General features: G+C 68.4%; 19 protein-coding genes. 10 read left to right on the top strand and 9 right to left on the bottom strand.

Features of this window, described 5'->3' with window-relative positions:
• Positions 1 to 3: 3 nt before the first annotated feature.
• Positions 4 to 1,029 (bottom strand): uroporphyrinogen decarboxylase, encoded by a 1,026-nt coding sequence (hemE, locus tag FO044_RS06580; protein WP_143965956.1) that lies wholly within the window; start codon positions 1,027 to 1,029, stop codon positions 4 to 6.
• A gap of 136 nt (positions 1,030 to 1,165) precedes the next feature.
• Here hemE and FO044_RS06575 point away from each other — a divergent pair, with 136 nt between their 5' ends.
• Positions 1,166 to 1,798 carry a DUF3000 domain-containing protein gene (locus FO044_RS06575; protein WP_132993522.1) on the top strand — a complete coding sequence of 211 codons (633 nt, stop codon included), beginning with the start codon at positions 1,166 to 1,168 and terminating at the stop codon, positions 1,796 to 1,798.
• Positions 1,795 to 3,051, top strand: a complete 1,257-nt coding sequence (locus FO044_RS06570; protein WP_143965448.1) for an HRDC domain-containing protein — start codon at positions 1,795 to 1,797, stop codon at positions 3,049 to 3,051. Before FO044_RS06575 ends, FO044_RS06570 begins: the two co-directional genes overlap by 4 nt.
• On the opposite strand, the gene dxs is transcribed toward FO044_RS06570, so the two are convergent.
• The 3 genes from dxs to FO044_RS06555 form a co-directional block, all read right to left on the bottom strand.
• Complete coding sequence (gene dxs / locus FO044_RS06565) at positions 3,044 to 4,942, bottom strand: 1-deoxy-D-xylulose-5-phosphate synthase (RefSeq protein ID WP_143965447.1); 1,899 nt, start codon at positions 4,940 to 4,942, stop codon at positions 3,044 to 3,046. The two genes, FO044_RS06570 and dxs, sit on opposite strands and share 8 nt — an antisense overlap.
• A 99-nt stretch (positions 4,943 to 5,041) precedes the next feature.
• Positions 5,042 to 6,328, bottom strand: coding sequence for a class I SAM-dependent RNA methyltransferase (locus FO044_RS06560; protein ID WP_143965446.1), 1,287 nt, complete (start codon positions 6,326 to 6,328; stop codon positions 5,042 to 5,044).
• Positions 6,325 to 8,346 (bottom strand): APC family permease, encoded by a 2,022-nt coding sequence (locus FO044_RS06555; protein ID WP_132993526.1) that lies wholly within the window; start codon positions 8,344 to 8,346, stop codon positions 6,325 to 6,327. Before FO044_RS06555 ends, FO044_RS06560 begins: the two co-directional genes overlap by 4 nt.
• 77 nt (positions 8,347 to 8,423) lie before the next feature.
• Here FO044_RS06555 and FO044_RS06550 point away from each other — a divergent pair, with 77 nt between their 5' ends.
• Positions 8,424 to 9,092 carry a potassium channel family protein gene (locus tag FO044_RS06550; protein ID WP_132993527.1) on the top strand — a complete coding sequence of 223 codons (669 nt, stop codon included), beginning with the start codon at positions 8,424 to 8,426 and terminating at the stop codon, positions 9,090 to 9,092.
• Positions 9,089 to 9,751: a potassium channel family protein gene (locus FO044_RS06545; RefSeq protein WP_143965445.1), complete on the top strand. Its 663-nt coding sequence runs from the start codon at positions 9,089 to 9,091 to the stop codon at positions 9,749 to 9,751. Before FO044_RS06550 ends, FO044_RS06545 begins: the two co-directional genes overlap by 4 nt.
• Positions 9,752 to 9,801: 50 nt before the next feature.
• Here the strand turns inward: FO044_RS06545 and FO044_RS06540 are convergent, their stop codons facing one another.
• Complete coding sequence (locus tag FO044_RS06540; RefSeq protein WP_143965444.1) at positions 9,802 to 10,194, bottom strand: OB-fold nucleic acid binding domain-containing protein; 393 nt, start codon at positions 10,192 to 10,194, stop codon at positions 9,802 to 9,804.
• Between the two features lie 70 nt (positions 10,195 to 10,264).
• Here FO044_RS06540 and FO044_RS06535 point away from each other — a divergent pair, with 70 nt between their 5' ends.
• Positions 10,265 to 10,984, top strand: coding sequence for an alpha/beta hydrolase (locus FO044_RS06535; RefSeq protein ID WP_143965443.1), 720 nt, complete (start codon positions 10,265 to 10,267; stop codon positions 10,982 to 10,984).
• Between the two features lie 12 nt (positions 10,985 to 10,996).
• Here the strand turns inward: FO044_RS06535 and FO044_RS06530 are convergent, their stop codons facing one another.
• Positions 10,997 to 11,908: a DUF3710 domain-containing protein gene (locus FO044_RS06530; RefSeq protein WP_132993531.1), complete on the bottom strand. Its 912-nt coding sequence runs from the start codon at positions 11,906 to 11,908 to the stop codon at positions 10,997 to 10,999.
• Positions 11,905 to 12,432 (bottom strand): dUTP diphosphatase, encoded by a 528-nt coding sequence (gene dut / locus FO044_RS06525; protein ID WP_132993806.1) that lies wholly within the window; start codon positions 12,430 to 12,432, stop codon positions 11,905 to 11,907. Before dut ends, FO044_RS06530 begins: the two co-directional genes overlap by 4 nt.
• A 48-nt stretch (positions 12,433 to 12,480) precedes the next feature.
• Between dut and FO044_RS06520 the strand changes: the two genes are divergently transcribed.
• Complete coding sequence (locus FO044_RS06520) at positions 12,481 to 12,975, top strand: DUF3093 domain-containing protein (protein ID WP_132993532.1); 495 nt, start codon at positions 12,481 to 12,483, stop codon at positions 12,973 to 12,975.
• A 125-nt stretch (positions 12,976 to 13,100) separates the two neighbouring features.
• Here the strand turns inward: FO044_RS06520 and FO044_RS06515 are convergent, their stop codons facing one another.
• Positions 13,101 to 13,400 carry a DUF4193 domain-containing protein gene (locus FO044_RS06515; protein WP_132993533.1) on the bottom strand — a complete coding sequence of 100 codons (300 nt, stop codon included), beginning with the start codon at positions 13,398 to 13,400 and terminating at the stop codon, positions 13,101 to 13,103.
• A 305-nt stretch (positions 13,401 to 13,705) separates the two neighbouring features.
• Here FO044_RS06515 and cei point away from each other — a divergent pair, with 305 nt between their 5' ends.
• On the top strand, positions 13,706 to 14,353 hold the full coding sequence (gene cei, locus FO044_RS06510; protein WP_132993534.1) for an envelope integrity protein Cei: 648 nt from the start codon (positions 13,706 to 13,708) through the stop codon (positions 14,351 to 14,353).
• Between the two features lie 12 nt (positions 14,354 to 14,365).
• On the opposite strand, the gene FO044_RS06505 is transcribed toward cei, so the two are convergent.
• Positions 14,366 to 15,277: an inositol monophosphatase family protein gene (locus tag FO044_RS06505; protein WP_143965442.1), complete on the bottom strand. Its 912-nt coding sequence runs from the start codon at positions 15,275 to 15,277 to the stop codon at positions 14,366 to 14,368.
• A 50-nt stretch (positions 15,278 to 15,327) separates the two neighbouring features.
• Between FO044_RS06505 and ppgK the strand changes: the two genes are divergently transcribed.
• The 3 genes from ppgK (at position 15,328) to FO044_RS06490 (ending at position 17,982) form a co-directional block, all read left to right on the top strand.
• Entirely contained in the window at positions 15,328 to 16,155 is an 828-nt protein-coding gene (gene ppgK / locus FO044_RS06500; protein ID WP_143965955.1) for a polyphosphate--glucose phosphotransferase, read from the top strand.
• A gap of 142 nt (positions 16,156 to 16,297) precedes the next feature.
• Positions 16,298 to 17,638: an RNA polymerase sigma factor gene (locus tag FO044_RS06495; protein ID WP_143965441.1), complete on the top strand. Its 1,341-nt coding sequence runs from the start codon at positions 16,298 to 16,300 to the stop codon at positions 17,636 to 17,638.
• 143 nt (positions 17,639 to 17,781) lie between these two features.
• A complete protein-coding gene (locus FO044_RS06490; RefSeq protein WP_132993537.1) occupies positions 17,782 to 17,982 on the top strand; it encodes a DUF7455 domain-containing protein in 201 nt (66 codons plus the stop codon).
• Positions 17,983 to 18,000 lie beyond the last annotated feature (18 nt).

Here is an 18,000-nt window from a genome sequence, read left to right as displayed (position 1 = left end):
GCCTCAGAGGGAGTGGATCAGGTCGACGGCATGCGTGATCGCATCTGCGTCGGTGTTCGGAAGGACGCCGTGCCCGAGGTTGACGATGTGTCCGGGTGTGCCGGCGGCGATCGCCCGCTCGCCTTCGGCGATGATGCGGGTCAGCTCGCCGTGCACCACCTCGCGACCGGACAGCAGCGCGGTCGGATCCAGGTTTCCCTGAATCGCGACCTCCCGGCCGACACGGCCGGCCGCCTCATCCAGCGGCAGCCGCCAGTCGACGCCGATGACCTCCGTACCGACCTGCGTCATCGACGGCAGGAGTTCACCGGTTCCGACACCGAAGTGGATCCGGGGAACACCGAACTTCTCGATCTCCGCCATCACCCGGGTCGAGTGCGGCGCGACGTACGTCTCGTACGCCGCCGCGGAGAGAGTCCCCGCCCACGAGTCGAACAGCTGGACGGCGTCGACACCCGCCTCGATCTGCGCGGTCAGGAAAGTGATGGTCAAGTCCGTCAGCCGCGACATGAGGCCGTGCCAGAGTTCCGGTTCGGCGAGCATCATCCGCTTGGTGTTCTCGTAGGTCCGGGTGGGGCCGCCCTCGATCAGGTACGACGCGAGGGTGAACGGAGCTCCCGCGAAGCCGATCAGGGAGACGGTCGGCGGCAACTCGTCGATGATGAGCCCGATGGCCGATGTGATGGCACCGACCTCGTCTCGCTCGAGACGCGGCAGAGCCTCGACGTCGGCAGCCGTGCGGATCGGGGACGCGATGACCGGTCCTGTTCCGGGAACGATGTCCAGGTCGACTCCCGCAGCCCGCAACGGCACCACGATGTCGGAGAACAGAATGGCCGCGTCGGTGTCGTGCCGACGGACCGGCTGCATGGTGATCTCGCAGACCAGACCGGCGTCGAAGCACGACTCGAGCATTCCTCGGTCCGCCCGCAGCGCCCGGTACTCCGGGAGGGACCGGCCCGCCTGACGCATGAACCACACCGGGCGCCGCGAGGGCGTGGCACCGGTAGCCGCCGCGATCAACGGCATATCGGTCGGAGTTCGACGAGCACGCACCGTAGTCATGTCTCAACTGTGCCATTGTCGCGACGGGCGATCCGGTCACACCCCGGAATTCCGGCGCGCCTCCGCCACCCGGGCTCGCGAGGGGCTTAACGTGGCGGCCGTGACCACTTCTGGAGCTCCGACGGAACCGGCCGAGTTCCGCGACGCCGTGCAATCTCTGCACGACGCCACGGTGCGGTCGGAGATCGAGGTCGGGTCGATCCGGCCGCCCCAACGACTCGCGCCGTACAGCTACGCCCTCGGTGTCGAGGTCCGGCCGCCGGACCCCGCCGACCCGAACATGATCCCCGCGGATTCGCCGGGCAGTTCGTTCGGCAGACTGGTGCTGCTGTACGACCCGGAGGGTCAGGATGCGTGGAACGGAACGTTCCGGCTGGTCGCGTTCATTCAGGCCGAGGTCGAAGCCGACCTGGCAGCCGATCCGCTGCTGCCGCAGGTCGCGTGGAGCTGGCTCGCCGAGGCTCTCGGCGTAGCCGTCGGAGAGTCGGAGTCGACTCCCCCCTTCGGCTCGGACGTGCCGACCGTACGGGCACTCGGCGGCACGGTCACGGCGACGACGTCCGTGCGGTACGGGGACATCGCAGGCCCACCGCAATCCCATCAACTCGAGCTTCGCGCCTCATGGACCGCGACAGGCGCCGATCTGTCCGTGCATCTGGAGGCTTTCTGTGAGGTGCTGGCCTCCGTCGCCGGCTTGCCGCCGGCAGGGGTCGCCGCCCTCGGTTCGGTCTGACGCGCGTGGCCGACGAGTCCGACGACAAGCCGGTTACGCCCCTCACGGCCCCCCGCGAGGGAGTCCCACCGGTGCTGGCGTCGGCCACGGACTTCGCCGAGGTCGCTGCACGACTCGCAGTCGGTACCGGCCCCATCGCCGTCGACACCGAGCGGGCCAGCGGTTTCCGCTACTCGCAGCGCGCCTACCTCATCCAACTGCGGCGCACCGGGTCGGGCAGCTTCCTGCTCGACCCGATCCCCGAACCCGAGGCACTCGCTCCCGTCATCGAGGTGATGAACGGGCCGCAGTGGATCCTGCACGCCGCCGATCAGGATCTCCCCTGCCTGCGCGAACTCGGGTTCGTGTGCGCCGATGTATTCGACACCGAGCTCGCGGGCCGGCTGTTGAACGTCCCGAAGGTGAATCTGGCATCGATGGTCGCCGAGTACCTCGGCCTGGGGCTGGCGAAGGGACATGGAGCCGCCGACTGGTCCAGGCGTCCGCTGCCCGACGACTGGCTCAATTACGCGGCCCTCGATGTCGAGGTGCTCGTCGAACTGCGGGACGCGGTCTCCGCAGCACTCCGGGAGGCAGGCCGTCAGGACTGGGCGGCGCAGGAGTTCGACCATGTGCTCGCTCGTCCGTCCCCCGCCCCCAAACCCGACCGCTGGCGACGCACATCGAGCATCCACACCTTGAAGTCCTCGCGTCAGGTGGCCATCGTGCGCGAGTTGTGGACGGCGCGCGAGGAGATCGCCGAGCGCCGCGACATCGCCCCCGGTCGCATCCTTCCCGATTCGGCGATCATCGCCGCGGCGACTGCCGCACCCGTTACGGACGCCGAACTGACCAAGCTCCCGGTCTTCGGCGGACCGCGGCAACGCAGGCAGTCGCAGAACTGGCTCCAGGCGATCCGTCGCGGCCGGGAACTCGCCGACGCCGATCTGCCGTCCCGCCGCACACCGCAAACCGGTCCGCCCCCTTTCAACCGGTGGGAGCCGAAGCATCCGGTGGCGGCGGCCCGCGCCCAGCGAGTGCGACCGGTCGTCAAAGAGATAGCCGAGACCATCGGTCTGCCCACCGAGAACCTGCTCAACCCGGCGGTCGTCCGCGACTTGTGCTGGCAGGGGCTCGCCGACGAGCAGAACGCCGCGGACCGCCTCTCCGAACTCGGCGCTCGTCCCTGGCAGGTGGAGCTGACCGCCGATGCCATCGACGCGGCTCTCGACCGCCCCGCCGACGAGGAACCGGCGGCCGGTCCGGTCAGCTGAGTCCGGCGACGTCCTTGGCGATCGATTCGGCGAGATCGGCTGCCGTCAGACCGAAGTCCGCGAGCAGTTCGCCCCGGCTGGCATGTTCGATGAACCGCTGGGGAACGCCGCGCTGACGGACCGGCGTCGTCACATTCCCATCGGACAGGCTGCGCGCGACGGCCGCGCCGACGCCGCCCTGAACGCCTCCGTCTTCGAGCGTGAGCACCATGCGGTGCTCACGTGCCAGAGTCGCGATTGACCCGGGGACCGGGAGCACCCACCGCGGGTCGACCACGGTCGCCGAGACAGACAGGTCGGTGAGCCGATCGGCCGTGTCGAGAGCGAGTTGAGCGAAGGCGCCGACTCCGACGATGAGCACATCCGCGCCGCCGTCTGCCGCACCGGCGAGAACGTCGACACCGTCATCGAGACGCTCGACCGCCGGGATGTCGTCCGGCACCGCGCCCTTCGAGTAGCGGACTGCGGTCGGTCCGGTGGCGGTGTCCAGCGCCTCGGCCAGCTCCTCACGGACCCGGATGGCGTCGCGAGGCGCCGCCACCTGCAGTCCGGGAACCAGGGACATCAACGAGAGGTCCCACATCCCGTGATGACTCGGCCCATCCGGGCCGGTGACTCCAGCACGATCGAGGACCACCGTGACCGGGAGCTTCAGGAGTGCGACGTCCATCAGCAGTTGGTCGAAGGCGCGGTTGAGGAACGTGGAGTAGATCGCCAGCACCGGATGCATCCCGCCGAGCGCGAGCCCGGCGGCCGACGCCATGCCGTGCTGCTCGGCGATGCCGACGTCGAACATCCGGTCCGGGTACACCTCGCCGAACGACGACAGTCCCGTCGGCCCCGGCATCGCCGCGGTGATCGCGACGACCTCGGGCCGACGCGCACCCTCCTCGATGAGTGCGGCCGAGAACACCGACGTCCAGTCCTGCGGGGAGACGGATGTCGCCTTGCCGGTGGCCGGGTCGATCTTTCCGGTGGAGTGCATCTGCTCGGCGATGTCGGCTTCGGCGGGCGCGTAGCCCATGCCCTTGCGGGTCACCACGTGCACGATCACCGGGCCGCCGAAGGCCTTGGCGCGACGCAGAGCGGCTTCGAGTGCCTCCAGGTCGTGACCGTCGACCGGTCCGTCGTACTTGAGTCCGAGGTCGGTGAACATCGCCTGCGGAGCGACGAGGTCCTTCATACCGCTCTTCATGCCGTGCAGCACCGCGTACGCGGTGTCGCCGATCAACGGCAGCCTGCGGACCCGGCGACGTCCTTCATCGAGTGCTCGTTCGTACCCGGGCTGCAAACGCAACGCCGACAGGTTCCGGGCGAAGCCGCCGATCGTGGGTGCATAGGAGCGGCCGTTGTCGTTCACGACGATCACCACCGGGCGATCGCCCGCCGCGATGTTGTTGAGGGCTTCCCAGCACATGCCGCCGGTGAGCGCCCCGTCGCCGACCACGGCGACGACCGTGCGATCGGACGCATCCGATCCCTCGGCGCGAGCGGTGAGCTCGAACGCCTTCGAGAGTCCGTCCGCGTTCGACAGGGCGGCCGAGGCATGCGAGGACTCGACCCAGTCGTGCGGACTCTCGGCACGGTCCTGGTATCCGGTGAGACCGTCCCGCTGACGGAGGCTGTCGAACTGATTCTTGCGGCCTGTGACGATCTTGTGCACATAGCACTGATGCCCGGTATCGAACAGGATCGGATCGGTCGGCGACTCGAACACCCGGTGCATCGCCAGGCTCAGTTCCACGACACCGAGATTGGGACCCAGGTGCCCGCCGGTCGCAGCGACCTTCTCGATGAGGAAGCCACGGATCTCCGTGGCCAGCTCCGCGAGCTCCGCCGATGAGCACGCGCGCACATCAGCAGGTGAGTCGACGCGATCCAGCACACCCATCGGCGGTCCCTCCTTCGAGAACAGAATGGTGTCAGTCTACGGACTGCCCGCCCCGGCACGAGAACCGGTGAGACCCGCCGGGATCCGCACCCTCCCGGCTCACCCGGGCGACAGAACCGCCATCGCCTCGACGTGATGCGTCATCGGGAACGCGTCGAAGGCGCGCCATGCGCGCACCCGGTACCCCTGCGACGCGAAACGTCCCAGGTCCCGCGCGAAGGCTGCCGCGTCGCAGCCCACGTGCACGACGGCGCGAGGACGGGCGCCCACGATAGCGTCGACCACGTCGACTCCCGCACCCGACCGCGGCGGATCGGAGATCACCAGGTCCGGCCGCGCGAGCCCGGCGACCGTCTCCGCAACTCCGCCGCGATGCGCGGTGACCGGAGCGTCGGCGAGCGCGACCTGCGCCGCCACCAGTGCTCCGGCGTCGGTGTCCACCAGATCGACACTCGTCACGGTGAATGGCGCGTCCGCATCGCACAGGGCTCCGCTGAAGACTCCCGCTCCCCCGTACAGGTCCCAGACGTGCACGTCACCCGTGACACCGGCGTCCGCGAGCAGATCCACCGCAGCACGCGAGTACACGCCGGGCGCCGACCTGTGCGCCTGCCAGAATCCGGTCACCGGGATCCGCCAGCGTCGCTCGCCGACCGCCTGATCGACCTGTGCCTCTCCCTCGATGACCCGCTCGGCACGCGGCGCGCTGCGCACGGCACGCGATCGCTGCGCACGCCGGCGACGATCGGGTCCCGATCGACCGCCCGGCCGTCCCCCGCCCCGGCGTCCGCCTGCGGGCACGGGCGCCAGTTCGACGATGTGCCTGCGACCATCGGCTCCGGCCGCGACGACCAGCTCGGCGCCGGGCGCGGCGCCGATGCCGCCGACCCCGTCGAGCAGGCCGTCGACCGGTCCCGCGCACGGCACGGCGATGATCTCGGCGGATCCGCGGCTGCGCAGACCGATGGTCCCGTCCGGATCGACGGCCAGACGGGTGCGCACGCGCCACCCCGTCGGGTCCTCGTCGAGTGCCTCGACGTGCGGTGGAAGCGGCCGGTGCCGGTCACCGAACCCGCCGATGCGCGCCAGCACGTCCGAGAGCGCCCGCGTCCCCAACTCGCGGGCGTGGTCCGGGGTCGCGAACGACAGGTCGCAGCATCCGGCCCCCGCTGCGGCCGCCGGGCACAGCGGATCGATCCGGTGCGGGCTGGCATCCACGACGTCGACGACCGACGCCCTGGCGAAAGAGGTGCGCTCCTGTGTGAGCGTCGCCCGCACCCGCTCACCCGGCAGCGCCCCCGCAACGAACACGACGCGACCGTTGTGCCGGGCGATGCCGAGACCGCCGTTGGCGTAACCGGTCACCGCGAGATCGAGTTCGGTCACCGACGTGTCTCCTCGGACGAGGTGAAACCGCGCCGCACGTCACCCGGTGCGACGTACCTGGTCTCGCCCCGCTCCGCGCGGCTCTGCGACGAGCTGAGCTGCCACGGCACGGACGTCACCATGACACCCGGCTCGAACAGCAGTCGCGTCTTGAGTCGCAGCGCCGACTGGTTGTGCAGGATCTGCTCCCACCAGTGTCCGACCACGTACTCGGGGATGAACACGGTGATGACGTCGCGGGGTGACTCGCGGCGCAGTCGACGGACGTAACCGATGATCGGCCTGGTCACCTCGCGGTACGGGGACGCCACCACCTTGAGCGGGATCACGATGTCGCTCGCCTCCCACTCGGCGACCAGGGTGCGGGTGTCACGGTCGTCGACGTTCACGGTGACCGCCTCGAGCACGTCGGGCCTCGTGGCCCGCGCGTAGCGCAGGGCACGGCGCGTCGGCAGGTGCATCGTCGACACGAGCACGATCGAATGCGTGCGGCTCGGCAGCACCTCGTCTCCGTCGTCGGCCTCGTCGAGTTCGCGCTGCACCGATGAGTAGTGCCGGTGGATCAGTTTCATCACGACGAACAGCACCACCATCGCCAGGATCGCGATCCAAGCGCCCGCCGTGAACTTCGTGATGAGGACCACGACCAGCACGGTGCCGGTCATCACCATGCCGACCGCGTTGATCGCCCGCGAGCGCACCATCCGGCGGCGGGCATCCGGGTCCGTCTCGAGCGCCAGGTGCCTGGTCCAGTGCCGGACCATACCGGTCTGGCTGAGCGTGAACGAGACGAAGACGCCCACGATGTAGAGCTGGATCAGCGAGGTCACCTCGGCGCCGAACGCCACCACGAACGCGATCGCCACGAGAGCGAGGAACACGATGCCGTTCGAGAACGCGAGCCGGTCGCCGCGCGTGTGCAGCTGACGCGGCAGGTAGCGATCCTGCGCCAGCACCGAGCCCAGCACCGGGAACCCGTTGAACGCGGTGTTGGCCGCGAGCATGAGGATCAGCGCGGTGACGACCGCGATCACGTACAGGCCCGGCGGGAAACCCTCGAACACCGTCGACGCGATCTGGGCGATGATCGATTTCTGCTGGTAGCCCTCCGGTACCCCGACGAGATCCTGGGACGGGTTCAGCACGTACTTGGCGCCGATCTCCTGCGCGAGCATCACGATGCCCAGCAGCAGAGTGATCGAGAACGCTCCGAGGAGCAGCAGGGTGGTCGCGGCGTTCCGCGATTTCGGCTTCTGGAACGCAGGCACACCATTGCTGATCGCCTCGACACCGGTCAGGGCCGCACAGCCCGATGAGAACGACCGCGCGACGAGGAAGGCCATCGCGAGTCCGACCAGTTGATCGTTCTCCGGCACCAGGTCGTAACCGTTCGTCTCGGCGTGCACGTGATCGCCCAGTACCCAGATCCGCACGTAGCCCCACACCAGCATCACGGCGATGCCCACGATGAAGGCGTACGTCGGAATCGCCAGAATGGTGCCCGACTCCTTGATGCCACGCAGGTTCACCGCTGCGACGAGCGCGATCGCCAGCACGCAGAACAGAACCTTGTGGGAGTGCACGAACGGCACCGCCGAGCCGATGTTCTCTGCCGCTGATGTGATCGAGACAGCCACCGTGAGCACGTAGTCCACGAGCAGCGCCGCCGCCACCGTCAACCCGGCGTTGGGACCGAGGTTGGCGGTGGCCACCTCGTAGTCACCGCCACCGGACGGGTACGCGTGCACGTTCTGCCGGTAACTGGCCACCACCACGATCATCACCGCGGCCACGGCCAGCGCCACCCACGGGGCGAACGCGTACGCGCTGATCCCGGCGACGGAGAGCACCAGGAAGATCTCCTGCGGTGCGTACGCGACGGACGACATCGCATCGGACGCGAACACCGGAAGTGCGATCCGTTTGGGCAGCAGGGTGTGGCCGAGCCGGTCACTCCGGAACGGGCGACCGAGCAGCAGGCGCTTCGCCCCTACCGACACCTTCGACATGGTGGACACGCAGTCACACTAGGCCGTCGCCGTACGCCGTACCAGCGGGGTGCACTTTCCCATCGGGAGAAGTAACGTCATTCATCGTGCGTGTGATCATCATGGGCTGTGGCCGAGTCGGATCCGCCCTGGCAGTCGCGTTGTCGGGGCATGGACACGACATCGTCGTGATCGACCGTAACGAGTCGGCCTTCCAGCGGCTCGGGGACGATTTCGCCGGGCGGACCGTGCAGGGTGTCGGCTTCGACCGGGATGTCCTCACCGAGGCGGGCATCCGCGGGTGCGATGCGTTCGCAGCGGTGTCCTCCGGCGACAATTCCAACATCATCGCGGCCCGGGTCGCGCGGGAGACGTTCGGCGTCGATCGGGTCGTCGCCCGCATCTACGACGCGAAGCGAGCAGCCGTCTACGAGCGTCTGGGCATCCCGACCGTCGCGACCGTCCCGTGGACAACCGAGCGGTTCGTGACAGCGCTCGGCGAGACCTCCACCGCGCCGGTCTGGCGCGACCCGTCCGGAGGACTCGCGATGGCCGTCATCGAGGTCCACGAATCGTGGATCGGGGTCAATTCGCTGAAGTTCCAGGAGTTGACCGGGGCACGCATCGTGTTCCTGCAGCGGTTGGGCCGCCCGGTGCTGCCGGAGGGCCGCACGGTGATCCAGCAGGACGACGAGCTCTACGTCGCGACCCCGACGGCCAATCTGGACCACGCCCGCGCCGTCGCCGCCGACGTCTTCGAAGGAGCAGAGCAGTGAAGGTCGCCATCGCCGGAGCCGGCGCAGTCGGGCGGGCCATCGCCCGCGAGCTGCTTCTGAACGAGCACGAGGTGACTCTCGTGGAGAAGGCCCCCGGACACATCGATGAGGCCGCCGTCCCGGGTGCCTCGTGGGTTCACGCCGACGCCTGCGAACTCGACGATCTCGAGCGAATCGCGTTGCAGACCTTCGACGTCATGGTCGCCGCCACCGGCGACGACAAGGCGAATCTCGTCGTCAGCCTGCTGGCGACAACCGAGTTCGCCGTCAGCCGGGTGGTCGCGCGGGTCAACGATCCACGCAACGAGTGGCTGTTCAACGAGGACTGGGGCGTCGACGTCGCGGTGTCCACGCCCCGAATGCTCGCATCACTCGTGGAGGAGGCGGTGACGGTCGGCGACCTGGTCCGCCTGATGACCTTCCGTCAGGGTCAGGCGAACCTGGTGGAACTGACTCTTCCGGACGACACTCCCCTCGCGGGCAAGGCGGTCCGCAGACTGCAGCTTCCGCGAGACGTCGCCCTGGTGGCGATCATCCGGGGCAAGCGCGTGATCGTGCCCCAGTCCGACGACGCTCTCGAGGGCGGCGACGAGTTGGTGTTCATCGCCCCGGAAGACGCCGAGGACGAGTTGCACCGCGCTATGAAGGTGCCGGTCTAGCGACTCTCCGGCAGATGAGTTCTTCGGCGGATGGGAACTGCTCGGGCGGACTAGTCGTCGTCGCCGTGCAGGTCGTACGCGGGGTTGTAGACGACCTTCATGCCGTCGGCCGTCGCCACCCGCCCGCGGACGGTAATCCGGCGCCCGGGTTCGATACCGGGAATCCGGTTGCGGCCCATCCACTTGAGGAGAACGGTGTCGGTGCCGTCGAAGAACTCGGCCCCCACACCCGAGTGCGTGTTGCGTGAGCAGGTCTCGACGGAGCGGAGTTCACCGACCATGACCGCCTCGTCACCGCGCGAGCAGTCCTTCGCGCATTGCGCGCCGTCGGCGAGATCCTTACTCGCCGCCTGAGACTCCCGCTGGACCCGCTCGTCCTCGATCTCGTCGAGGTCCTCGGTGAGCATCTTGCCCAGCCGTTTCAGCAGACCTGTGTTCGCCATCCCCATCCTCCGGGCATCGCAGTGTGGACTCGCTTACCGCCCAACCATACCTCGCAGGCAAGATCAACGTATGCCCACCGTGATCGTGATGCCCGGCACCGGATCGGACGCCGATTACGTCCACCGGGCCTTCGCGCCGGCAGCCGCTTCCATCGGCGCCCGGATCATCTGTCTCGAGCCCGACGCCAACCTCGTCGAGAGCTATCTGACCAGGCTCGACTCGATTGCCTCCGGGACGGACCGAGTACTCGTCGGAGGCGTGTCGATCGGGGCGCTGACCGCTGTCCGATGGGCGTTGGAATCACCGCTCGCGCAGCGGTGCGACGGCGTCCTCGCAGCGCTCCCGCCCTGGTCTGGAGACCCTGCGGGATCGGCGGCCGCGTGGTCCGCCGGCACGACCGCTGACTCGATCGAGAACCAGGGCATCGAGCGTGCGGTCGCGACCATGGTGGGCGGCAGTCCGGAGTGGCTCGGTGCCGAGCTGAGTCGGTCCTGGCGCCGCCTGTATCCGCGAGGCCTGGTCCCCCAGCTGCGCGCGGCGGCGTCGACGTCCGGTCCGGAGCTCGACGACCTCGCCCGGCTCGACGTTCCACTCGGAATAGCCGTGGCACCGGACGATCCCCTGCATCCAGACGACGTGGGACGTGCGTGGGCCACGGCCGCCCCGTACGCCGTCCTGCAGGAGACGCGGCTCACCGAGTTCGGCCCCGAGGAGCAGCGCCTCGGCGACTCGTGCCTCCGGGCGTGGCAGGAGGCGACGCGCCAACGGAACCTGCGATCTCCGCGCTAGCGGTCCAGGATGTTATCTCCGGCGCCTGCGGCGAAGTCGCGACAACGCCGATCCCTGCGACGGCGCAGGCGTCTCCTCTGATCCGGGGTCCGATGACCCGAGATCCGGATCCTCATCCTCGAGATCAGCCTCGTCGACTACGGGCGTGGCGGCATCGGCGACGCCGGGTTCGGGCCGCTCGGTGAACACCGTCGCACTCGCGCTCTGTGCGACGGCGCCACCCGGCAGCACCTCGTCGTCCGCTGCACCGTCCGCACCGGCTGCGCCCGGCGACGCCGACATCGGTCGCGAGGACAGCGGCTCGGATGTCGGCTGCTCCGAACCCGCACCCTCCCCCGCTTCGTCCGTGATCTGCTGCTGTGCCGCCGCGACCTGCTCGGCGAGGACCGGCGGGAGCACGATCGGCAGCACCTCCCGCGGCGGGAACGGCTCATCACCGCGCCGCACGACGGTCTCGGCCAGAACCGCACGCGCCAGTTGGACGAGCTGATCACCTGCACCCTCCGGACCGCTGGCGATGCATCGCACCATCCAGCGCGGACCGTCCACGCCGAGGAACCGGTGCTCGCCACCGGGCACCTCGGCGGTGACCTCACGGCCCCAGTGGCCGTCCACGATCGACGTGGTGGCTCCGTCCTCCCGCAACGACTCGGCGAGTTCACGGACCACCTCACGCCACAGACCGCCGCTGCGCGGCGCCGCGAACGCATGGATGCCGATGCGCCCGACCGGGGTGACGAGATACACGGCTTCGGGTTCGTGCTCGGCCGACATCTCCACGGTCACCTGACCGCCTTCGACCACCGGCATAAGTACCGACCCGAGGTCGAGGTGCGAGTTGGCGAGCTCCTCCGACGATGTCTCGAGCTCATCGATGTCGTAAGGTCCGGCCGCGTTGCCGATCTGCTTGCTCTGGTCGCTCATGCCTGCGCCTTCCCATCCGTCACTGCACTGGACTGCCCTGCCGCGGGCTCGGTGGCCCCCAGGATCGCGTGACCGCCGCTCGACCCGTAACCGCCCGCACCGCGTTCGGTGTCATCGAGCTCATCTACTTCGACGAGCTCCGGCAACTCGACACGCTGCACCAGCAGCTGGGCGATCCGGTCCCCCCGCGAGACCGCGACCGGCGTCTCACGATCGTGGTTGATCAGGCACACCTTGATCTCGCCGCGGTATCCGGCGTCGATGGTGCCCGGCGTGTTCACTATCGACAGGCCTGCACGTGCAGCCAGCCCCGAACGGGGATGGATGAGGCCGACGGTCCCCGTCGGCAGCGCGATCGCGACGCCGGTCCCGACGAGTTGCCGCCTGCCCGGCAGCAATTCGAGGTCGGTCGCCGCGTAGAGGTCCACACCGGCGTCGTCGGGATGGGCGCGGACCGGAAGCGGTAGGTCTGGATCCAGCCGCTTGATGCGCAACGGCGGTGTCTGTTCGGAGTTGGTCTGCACGGTCACCCCCGCAGAGTACTAGCCGGACGCGCGGCTAACCTGGACAGCGTGACCGAATCTGCCGGGAGCCGCGGTTCACGCGGCGATCTGTACTCCGAACGCCTCACCGTCCCCATGTGGTGGTGGCTGGCCGGTGCCGTCCTGACCGCTGTGCTCGGGTACGAGATCCAGCTCGCGGCCTACGGCCGCGCGTGGTCGGTGCTCGCTTACCCCTTACTCGGCGCGTTGGTCGCGTGGGGCATCTGGTCGATGGGCCGGACGCCGGTGCGCGTCGCCGCCGACGGGAGCCTCCAGGTGCACAAGGCGAGCCTGCCCTCCGACGTGATCGCTCGCGGCGCCGCCATCCCGCCATCGGCCAGGAGCGCCGCGATGGGCAGACAACTCGATCCCGCGGCGTTCGTGATGCACCGTTCGTGGATCAAGTCGATGGTGCTCATCGTCCTCGACGACCCGGACGACCCGACGCCGTACTGGCTCGTCTCCACCCGGCACCCGGAGAAGGTCCTCGCCGCGCTGAACATGACGGACGCCGCGCGCAACTGATCGGGCCCGAGCCTCCGTAGAGCCCCGAGCCTCCGTAGAACCCTGCTCGACGAGAAACGCCGCGTGAGAGTCTCTCTCACGCGGCGTCGGTCTGCGTCCGGCAACCAGTCCGGGCGACTCGCCCCTCAGGCGCAGTCGACGCAGATGAGCTCGTTACCGTGCTGCTCGGCGAGCCGATTGCGGTGATACACGAGGAAGCAACTGGTGCAAGTGAATTCGTCGTCCTGCTTCGGGACGACGCGGACCGACAACTCCTCGCCGGAAAGATCAGCTCCAGGCAGCTCGAACGACTCCGCGGTGTCGCCCTCATCGACGTCGACGTCGCCCGACTGCGCCTCGTTGCGGCGCGCCTTCAGCTCTTCCAGCGAATCCTCGGCGATATCATCGTCGTTGGTTCGCCGGGGCGCGTCGTAATCAGTTGCCATATTTTGCCTACCTGAATTTTCTGGGGTGGTTATCGGGTGTCTGGTGATGCGTCGCCAATTCCACTGGCGGGACGCGCTTGTGGCGCAACCCGCCGCTCCGACCGCCTGGCCGACTGTGATCGGTGATGACCTTGGGCGCCCGTATTCTAGGTACCTGGTCGACAGGTGTCAACAGGTTGGCCGAAACCGCCGATCGACGCCGCATACGGCCGGTTCACGCGTTCCGGCGCGCCGTCGACTCGGTCCCCCGGGCGCGCGATTACAGTGGTGCCGACTGCCACTCACGGAAGAAGGTGCCCAGCGACGTGGTCTCGAGAATCGCCACCGGTTACACCACCGACGCGAAGGGACGGCCGTTCCTTCGCCGCAATCTTCGGCCCGGAATCATCGTCGTCACGATCTTGGCGCTCGTCGCTGTCGCCGGCTGGATCTACGCGTTCAGCGGTCCAGGTGACAAGTCGTACCCGACGGACTGCAACATCGCCGAGGGATCCAACCTCTCCAAGGTCAACGGATCGGACATGCGCAACGTCGGCCCCGCCCCGCTGAGCACCTTCGGCGTCCGGGTGCTGAATTCGGCGGCCCAACGCGGGTCGGCGCGTTCGGTGAGCGATGATCTCGCCGCACTCGGCTACCGCGGGGCCGAACCTGCATTCGGCGACGACACGGTCTACACCGAGCGCAATCTGCACTGCGTCGCACAGATCCGGTACGGCGAAGCCGGTCAGGCCGCCGCCGCAGCGGTCTGGCTAGTCGCCCCGTGCGCCCAACTCGTCAACGACGGCCGGCCCGGCACCGACGTCGATCTGGCCCTCGGCGAGTACTACACGTCGACCCAGCCGACGCAGGATGCGCAGGCCGCCATCGAAGCTCTCCGAGTAGCGAACCCGCGGCAGAAGCAGTCACCCGTCGACTCGTCGCTGCTGGACGCGGTCCACGGCCAGCCCTGCTGACCCGGTCGCCCGCTACTCGGCGCGCGGAATCGCCCCCGGAATCGCAGCCGTCGCGCCAATCCCGTTCAGCGCCGAGAGGAACTCATCTGCGACCCCCGGTGCGACGGCGATCGTCACCGCACCGTCGGCCGATCGCGAATCGGCGGGCGGCAGCACCAGTCGCGCCCCCGCCTCCTCGGCGATGAGTCCGCCCGCCGCCCAGTCCCACGGGCTGAGTCCGTGCTCGAAGTGTGCATCCACCGCACCGGACGCGACCATGCACAGATCGAGCGCCGCTGCACCCATCCGCCGCAGGTCCCGTATCCGGGGCAGCAACTCGGCCACGATCGCGCCCTGCTCGCGCCGACGGTCAGCCGTGTAGGCGAACCCGGTCGCCACCAGCGCCAACCCGAGATCGGTGATCGGATTCGCCTGCAGGCGCTCCGGTTCGCCTTCTGGCTGCTCCCGGGTGCCCCGGCACGCGAACGCACCCCCGCCGCGCGACGCCCAGTAAGTGACTCGACGCGCGACGTCCACCACTGCTCCGGCCACGGATACCCCGTTCACCTGAGCCGCCACCGACACCGCGTACGCCGGGATCCCGTACAGGAAGTTCACGGTCCCGTCGATCGGGTCGACGACCCACCGAACACCGTCCGGGGCATCGAGCGCTCCCCCAGCCTCTTCACCCAGCACCTGGTCGTCCGGCCGCCGTTCGCGCAGCAGCTCACGAATGAGGCTCTCCGACTCGGTGTCGGCGACGGTCACCGGATCAGTCGGTGTGGATTTGGCGGTGACGGCGTCTCCGCCTGCCCTGGTTCCGGTCGTCGCGAAAAGCTCCGACCTGCGGTCACGAACGAGTTGAGCAGCCGATTCGGCGACTTCACGCGCGAGAGCGGCTAGGTCGGCGGGGCTCACCGGCACCGGATCCTTGGGACTGGTCACGTGTCGAGTCTACGGCGAGTTCGAATTCGCCTAGTCTGTGCTCCATGGCGATGAGCGACGCCGCGTCCGGCGAATCCCTGTCCACGGTCACTTACCTGGGTGCGGACAGCACCCTGTCACCGTCTCCGCACGTCGGCTTCGGAATCGACATCGGCGGCTCCGGCGTCAAGGGTGCGATCGTCGACCTGCGAACCGGCGAGTTCGTCGGGGAACGTCATCGCATCGACACCCCGCGGCCGGCCACACCGGACGCCGTGGCGAAGGTCTGCCGGGAGATCACCGATCATTTCGGCTGGACCGGACCCGTCGGGATCACGCTGCCCACCGTCGTCCGGGACGGGATCGTGCGTTCGGCCGCGAACATCGATGAATCGTGGTGCGGCGTCGACTCACAGGAGGTGTTCGGACCGCCTCTGGGCGGCCGGGCGGTGACGGTCATCAACGACGCCGACGCCGCGGGACTCGCCGAACTCCGCTACGGAGGCGGACGCGACGTCGAGTCCGGGACGGTGATCCTCCTGACGTTCGGAACCGGCATCGGCTCGGCCCTCTTCCACGATGGCGGACTCGTACCCAATACCGAGTTCGGGCACCTCGAGATCGGCGGCAGGGAAGCCGAGGCGCGCGCATCGGCGAAGGCCCGCGACGACCACGGCTGGTCGTTGAAGAAGTGGTCGCGCAAGGTATCCCGGGTGCTGGAGCATTACGAGCGGATCTTCTCTCCTGCCCTGTTCATCGCGGGTGGCGGCATCAGCCGCAAAGGCGATCAGTGGATCCCGATGCTGACCAATGAGACCCCGGTCGTGGCCGCTCGCCTGCGCAACACGGCGGGCATAGTAGGCGCCGCGATGGCCGTTGACGAGGGTCTGCGCATGTGACCTTCGCGGCGATGTCGTTACAATGGAACGCGTCGGTCCCCGCACCGAAGCCTCTAGCCCCTTCGCTCACGGCTCCGCGCCCGTCAGAATCGGGTCGTGCACTGCCGTGTTCGCCCCCGTGAGTTCAGTCGAAAGGTTGTACGTGGCAACCACCAAGTCCAACGACGCACCGGTCGAAGATACCGCCACCGCCAAGAAGGCACCGGCGAAGAAGGCCCCCGCCAAGAAGGCGGCCGCCAAGAAGACCGCTGCGAAGAAGGCGCCTGCCAAGAAGACCGCAGCGAAGACAACCGCCGCGAAGAAGACGGCTGCCAAGAAGGCAGCACCCGCCGTCGACCTTGCGAGCACCGAGCTGACCGGCGCACCCGGAATCGTCGACCCCGCCGACATCGGCCTCGCCGATGATGAGCCGACGGTTGAGGACGCGAAGCCCGCGAAGGCGAAGAAGGCTCCCGCCAAGAAGGCCGCTGCCGCCGACAAGGAAGCCAAGTCCGGCGACTTCGTCTGGGACGAGGAGGAGTCCGAGGCCCTGCGCCAGGCACGCAAGGACGCCGAGCTCACAGCCTCTGCGGACTCGGTCCGTGCCTACCTCAAGCAGATCGGCAAGGTCGCACTCCTCAACGCCGAGGAGGAGGTCGAGCTCGCCAAGCGCATCGAGGCGGGGCTCTTCTCCACCGAGCGCATGCGCCGCATCATGGAGTCCGGCGAGAAGCTGACCGTTGCACAGCGTCGCGACCTGTCGTGGATCTCCCGCGACGGCAACCGCGCCAAGAACCACCTCCTCGAGGCCAACCTGCGGCTCGTGGTGTCCCTCGCCAAGCGCTACACGGGCCGCGGCATGGCCTTCCTCGATCTGATCCAGGAAGGCAACCTGGGCCTGATCCGCGCCGTCGAGAAGTTCGACTACACCAAGGGCTACAAATTCTCGACGTACGCCACCTGGTGGATCCGTCAGGCCATCACCCGCGCGATGGCCGACCAGGCCCGCACCATCCGCATCCCGGTGCACATGGTCGAGGTGATCAACAAGCTCGGCCGCATCCAGCGCGAACTACTCCAGGACCTCGGCCGCGAGCCGACTCCCGAAGAGCTCGCCAAGGAGATGGACATCACGCCGGAGAAGGTACTGGAGATCCAGCAGTACGCCCGCGAGCCGATCTCGCTCGACCAGACCATCGGCGACGAGGGCGACAGCCAGCTGGGTGACTTCATCGAGGACTCCGAGGCCGTCGTCGCGGTCGACGCGGTCAGCTTCACACTGCTGCAGGATCAACTCCAGGACGTCCTCGACACGCTGTCCGAACGTGAGGCCGGCGTCGTCCGCCTGCGTTTCGGGCTGACCGACGGACAACCGCGGACCCTCGACGAGATCGGCCAGGTGTACGGGGTCACCCGTGAGCGCATCCGCCAGATCGAATCGAAGACGATGAGCAAGCTGCGTCACCCGAGCCGGTCGCAGGTCCTGCGCGATTACCTGGACTGACGCCGTTTCGCCGATCGCATCCGAGCGGTGCGCTCCGACACACCCGGGATCTCCGGGGAACAAATCCGGACGCTTGTTCGTCTGACAAGGTGTAGCCATGACGGATCGACTCGGGTTCGTCATTTGAAGGGACGGAGGAAGCCATGCCTGACATCGCAACGCCCGACACTGTCGTCTCCACTCCACTGACCGCCGCCGATCGCTGTGATCGGTGCAGTGCTGCGGCAAAGGTGCGTGCCACGCTCCCCACCGGGGGCGAGCTCCTCTTCTGCCGCCACCACTACAACGACCACGAGGCACGCCTCGTAGAGGTCGGCGCAGTGGTGGATGCGTCGGACGAGTAGCCAACTCTCCTCACGCCC

The sequence above is a fragment of the Gordonia zhaorongruii genome, from assembly GCF_007559005.1.
Classification (GTDB): domain Bacteria; phylum Actinomycetota; class Actinomycetes; order Mycobacteriales; family Mycobacteriaceae; genus Gordonia; species Gordonia zhaorongruii.
Note: the sequence above shows the minus strand (reverse complement) of the source record. Positions and strands in the feature narration are given on the sequence as shown.

Bases quoted from the DNA above. Each gene is read 5' to 3' on its own strand.
- hemE (WP_143965956.1), bottom strand. From the start codon at position 1,029: ATGCCGTTGATCGCGGCGGCTACCGGTGCCACGCCCTCGCGGCGCCCG.
- dxs (WP_143965447.1), bottom strand. From the start codon at position 4,942: ATGGGTGTGCTGGATCGCGTCGACTCACCTGCTGATGTGCGCGCGTGC.
- FO044_RS06540 (WP_143965444.1), bottom strand. From the start codon at position 10,194: ATGGCGAACACAGGTCTGCTGAAACGGCTGGGCAAGATGCTCACCGAG.
- FO044_RS06535 (WP_143965443.1), top strand. From the start codon at position 10,265: ATGCCCACCGTGATCGTGATGCCCGGCACCGGATCGGACGCCGATTAC.
- FO044_RS06530 (WP_132993531.1), bottom strand. From the start codon at position 11,908: ATGAGCGACCAGAGCAAGCAGATCGGCAACGCGGCCGGACCTTACGAC.
- FO044_RS06515 (WP_132993533.1), bottom strand. From the start codon at position 13,400: ATGGCAACTGATTACGACGCGCCCCGGCGAACCAACGACGATGATATC.
- ppgK (WP_143965955.1), top strand. From the start codon at position 15,328: ATGAGCGACGCCGCGTCCGGCGAATCCCTGTCCACGGTCACTTACCTG.
- FO044_RS06490 (WP_132993537.1), top strand. From the start codon at position 17,782: ATGCCTGACATCGCAACGCCCGACACTGTCGTCTCCACTCCACTGACC.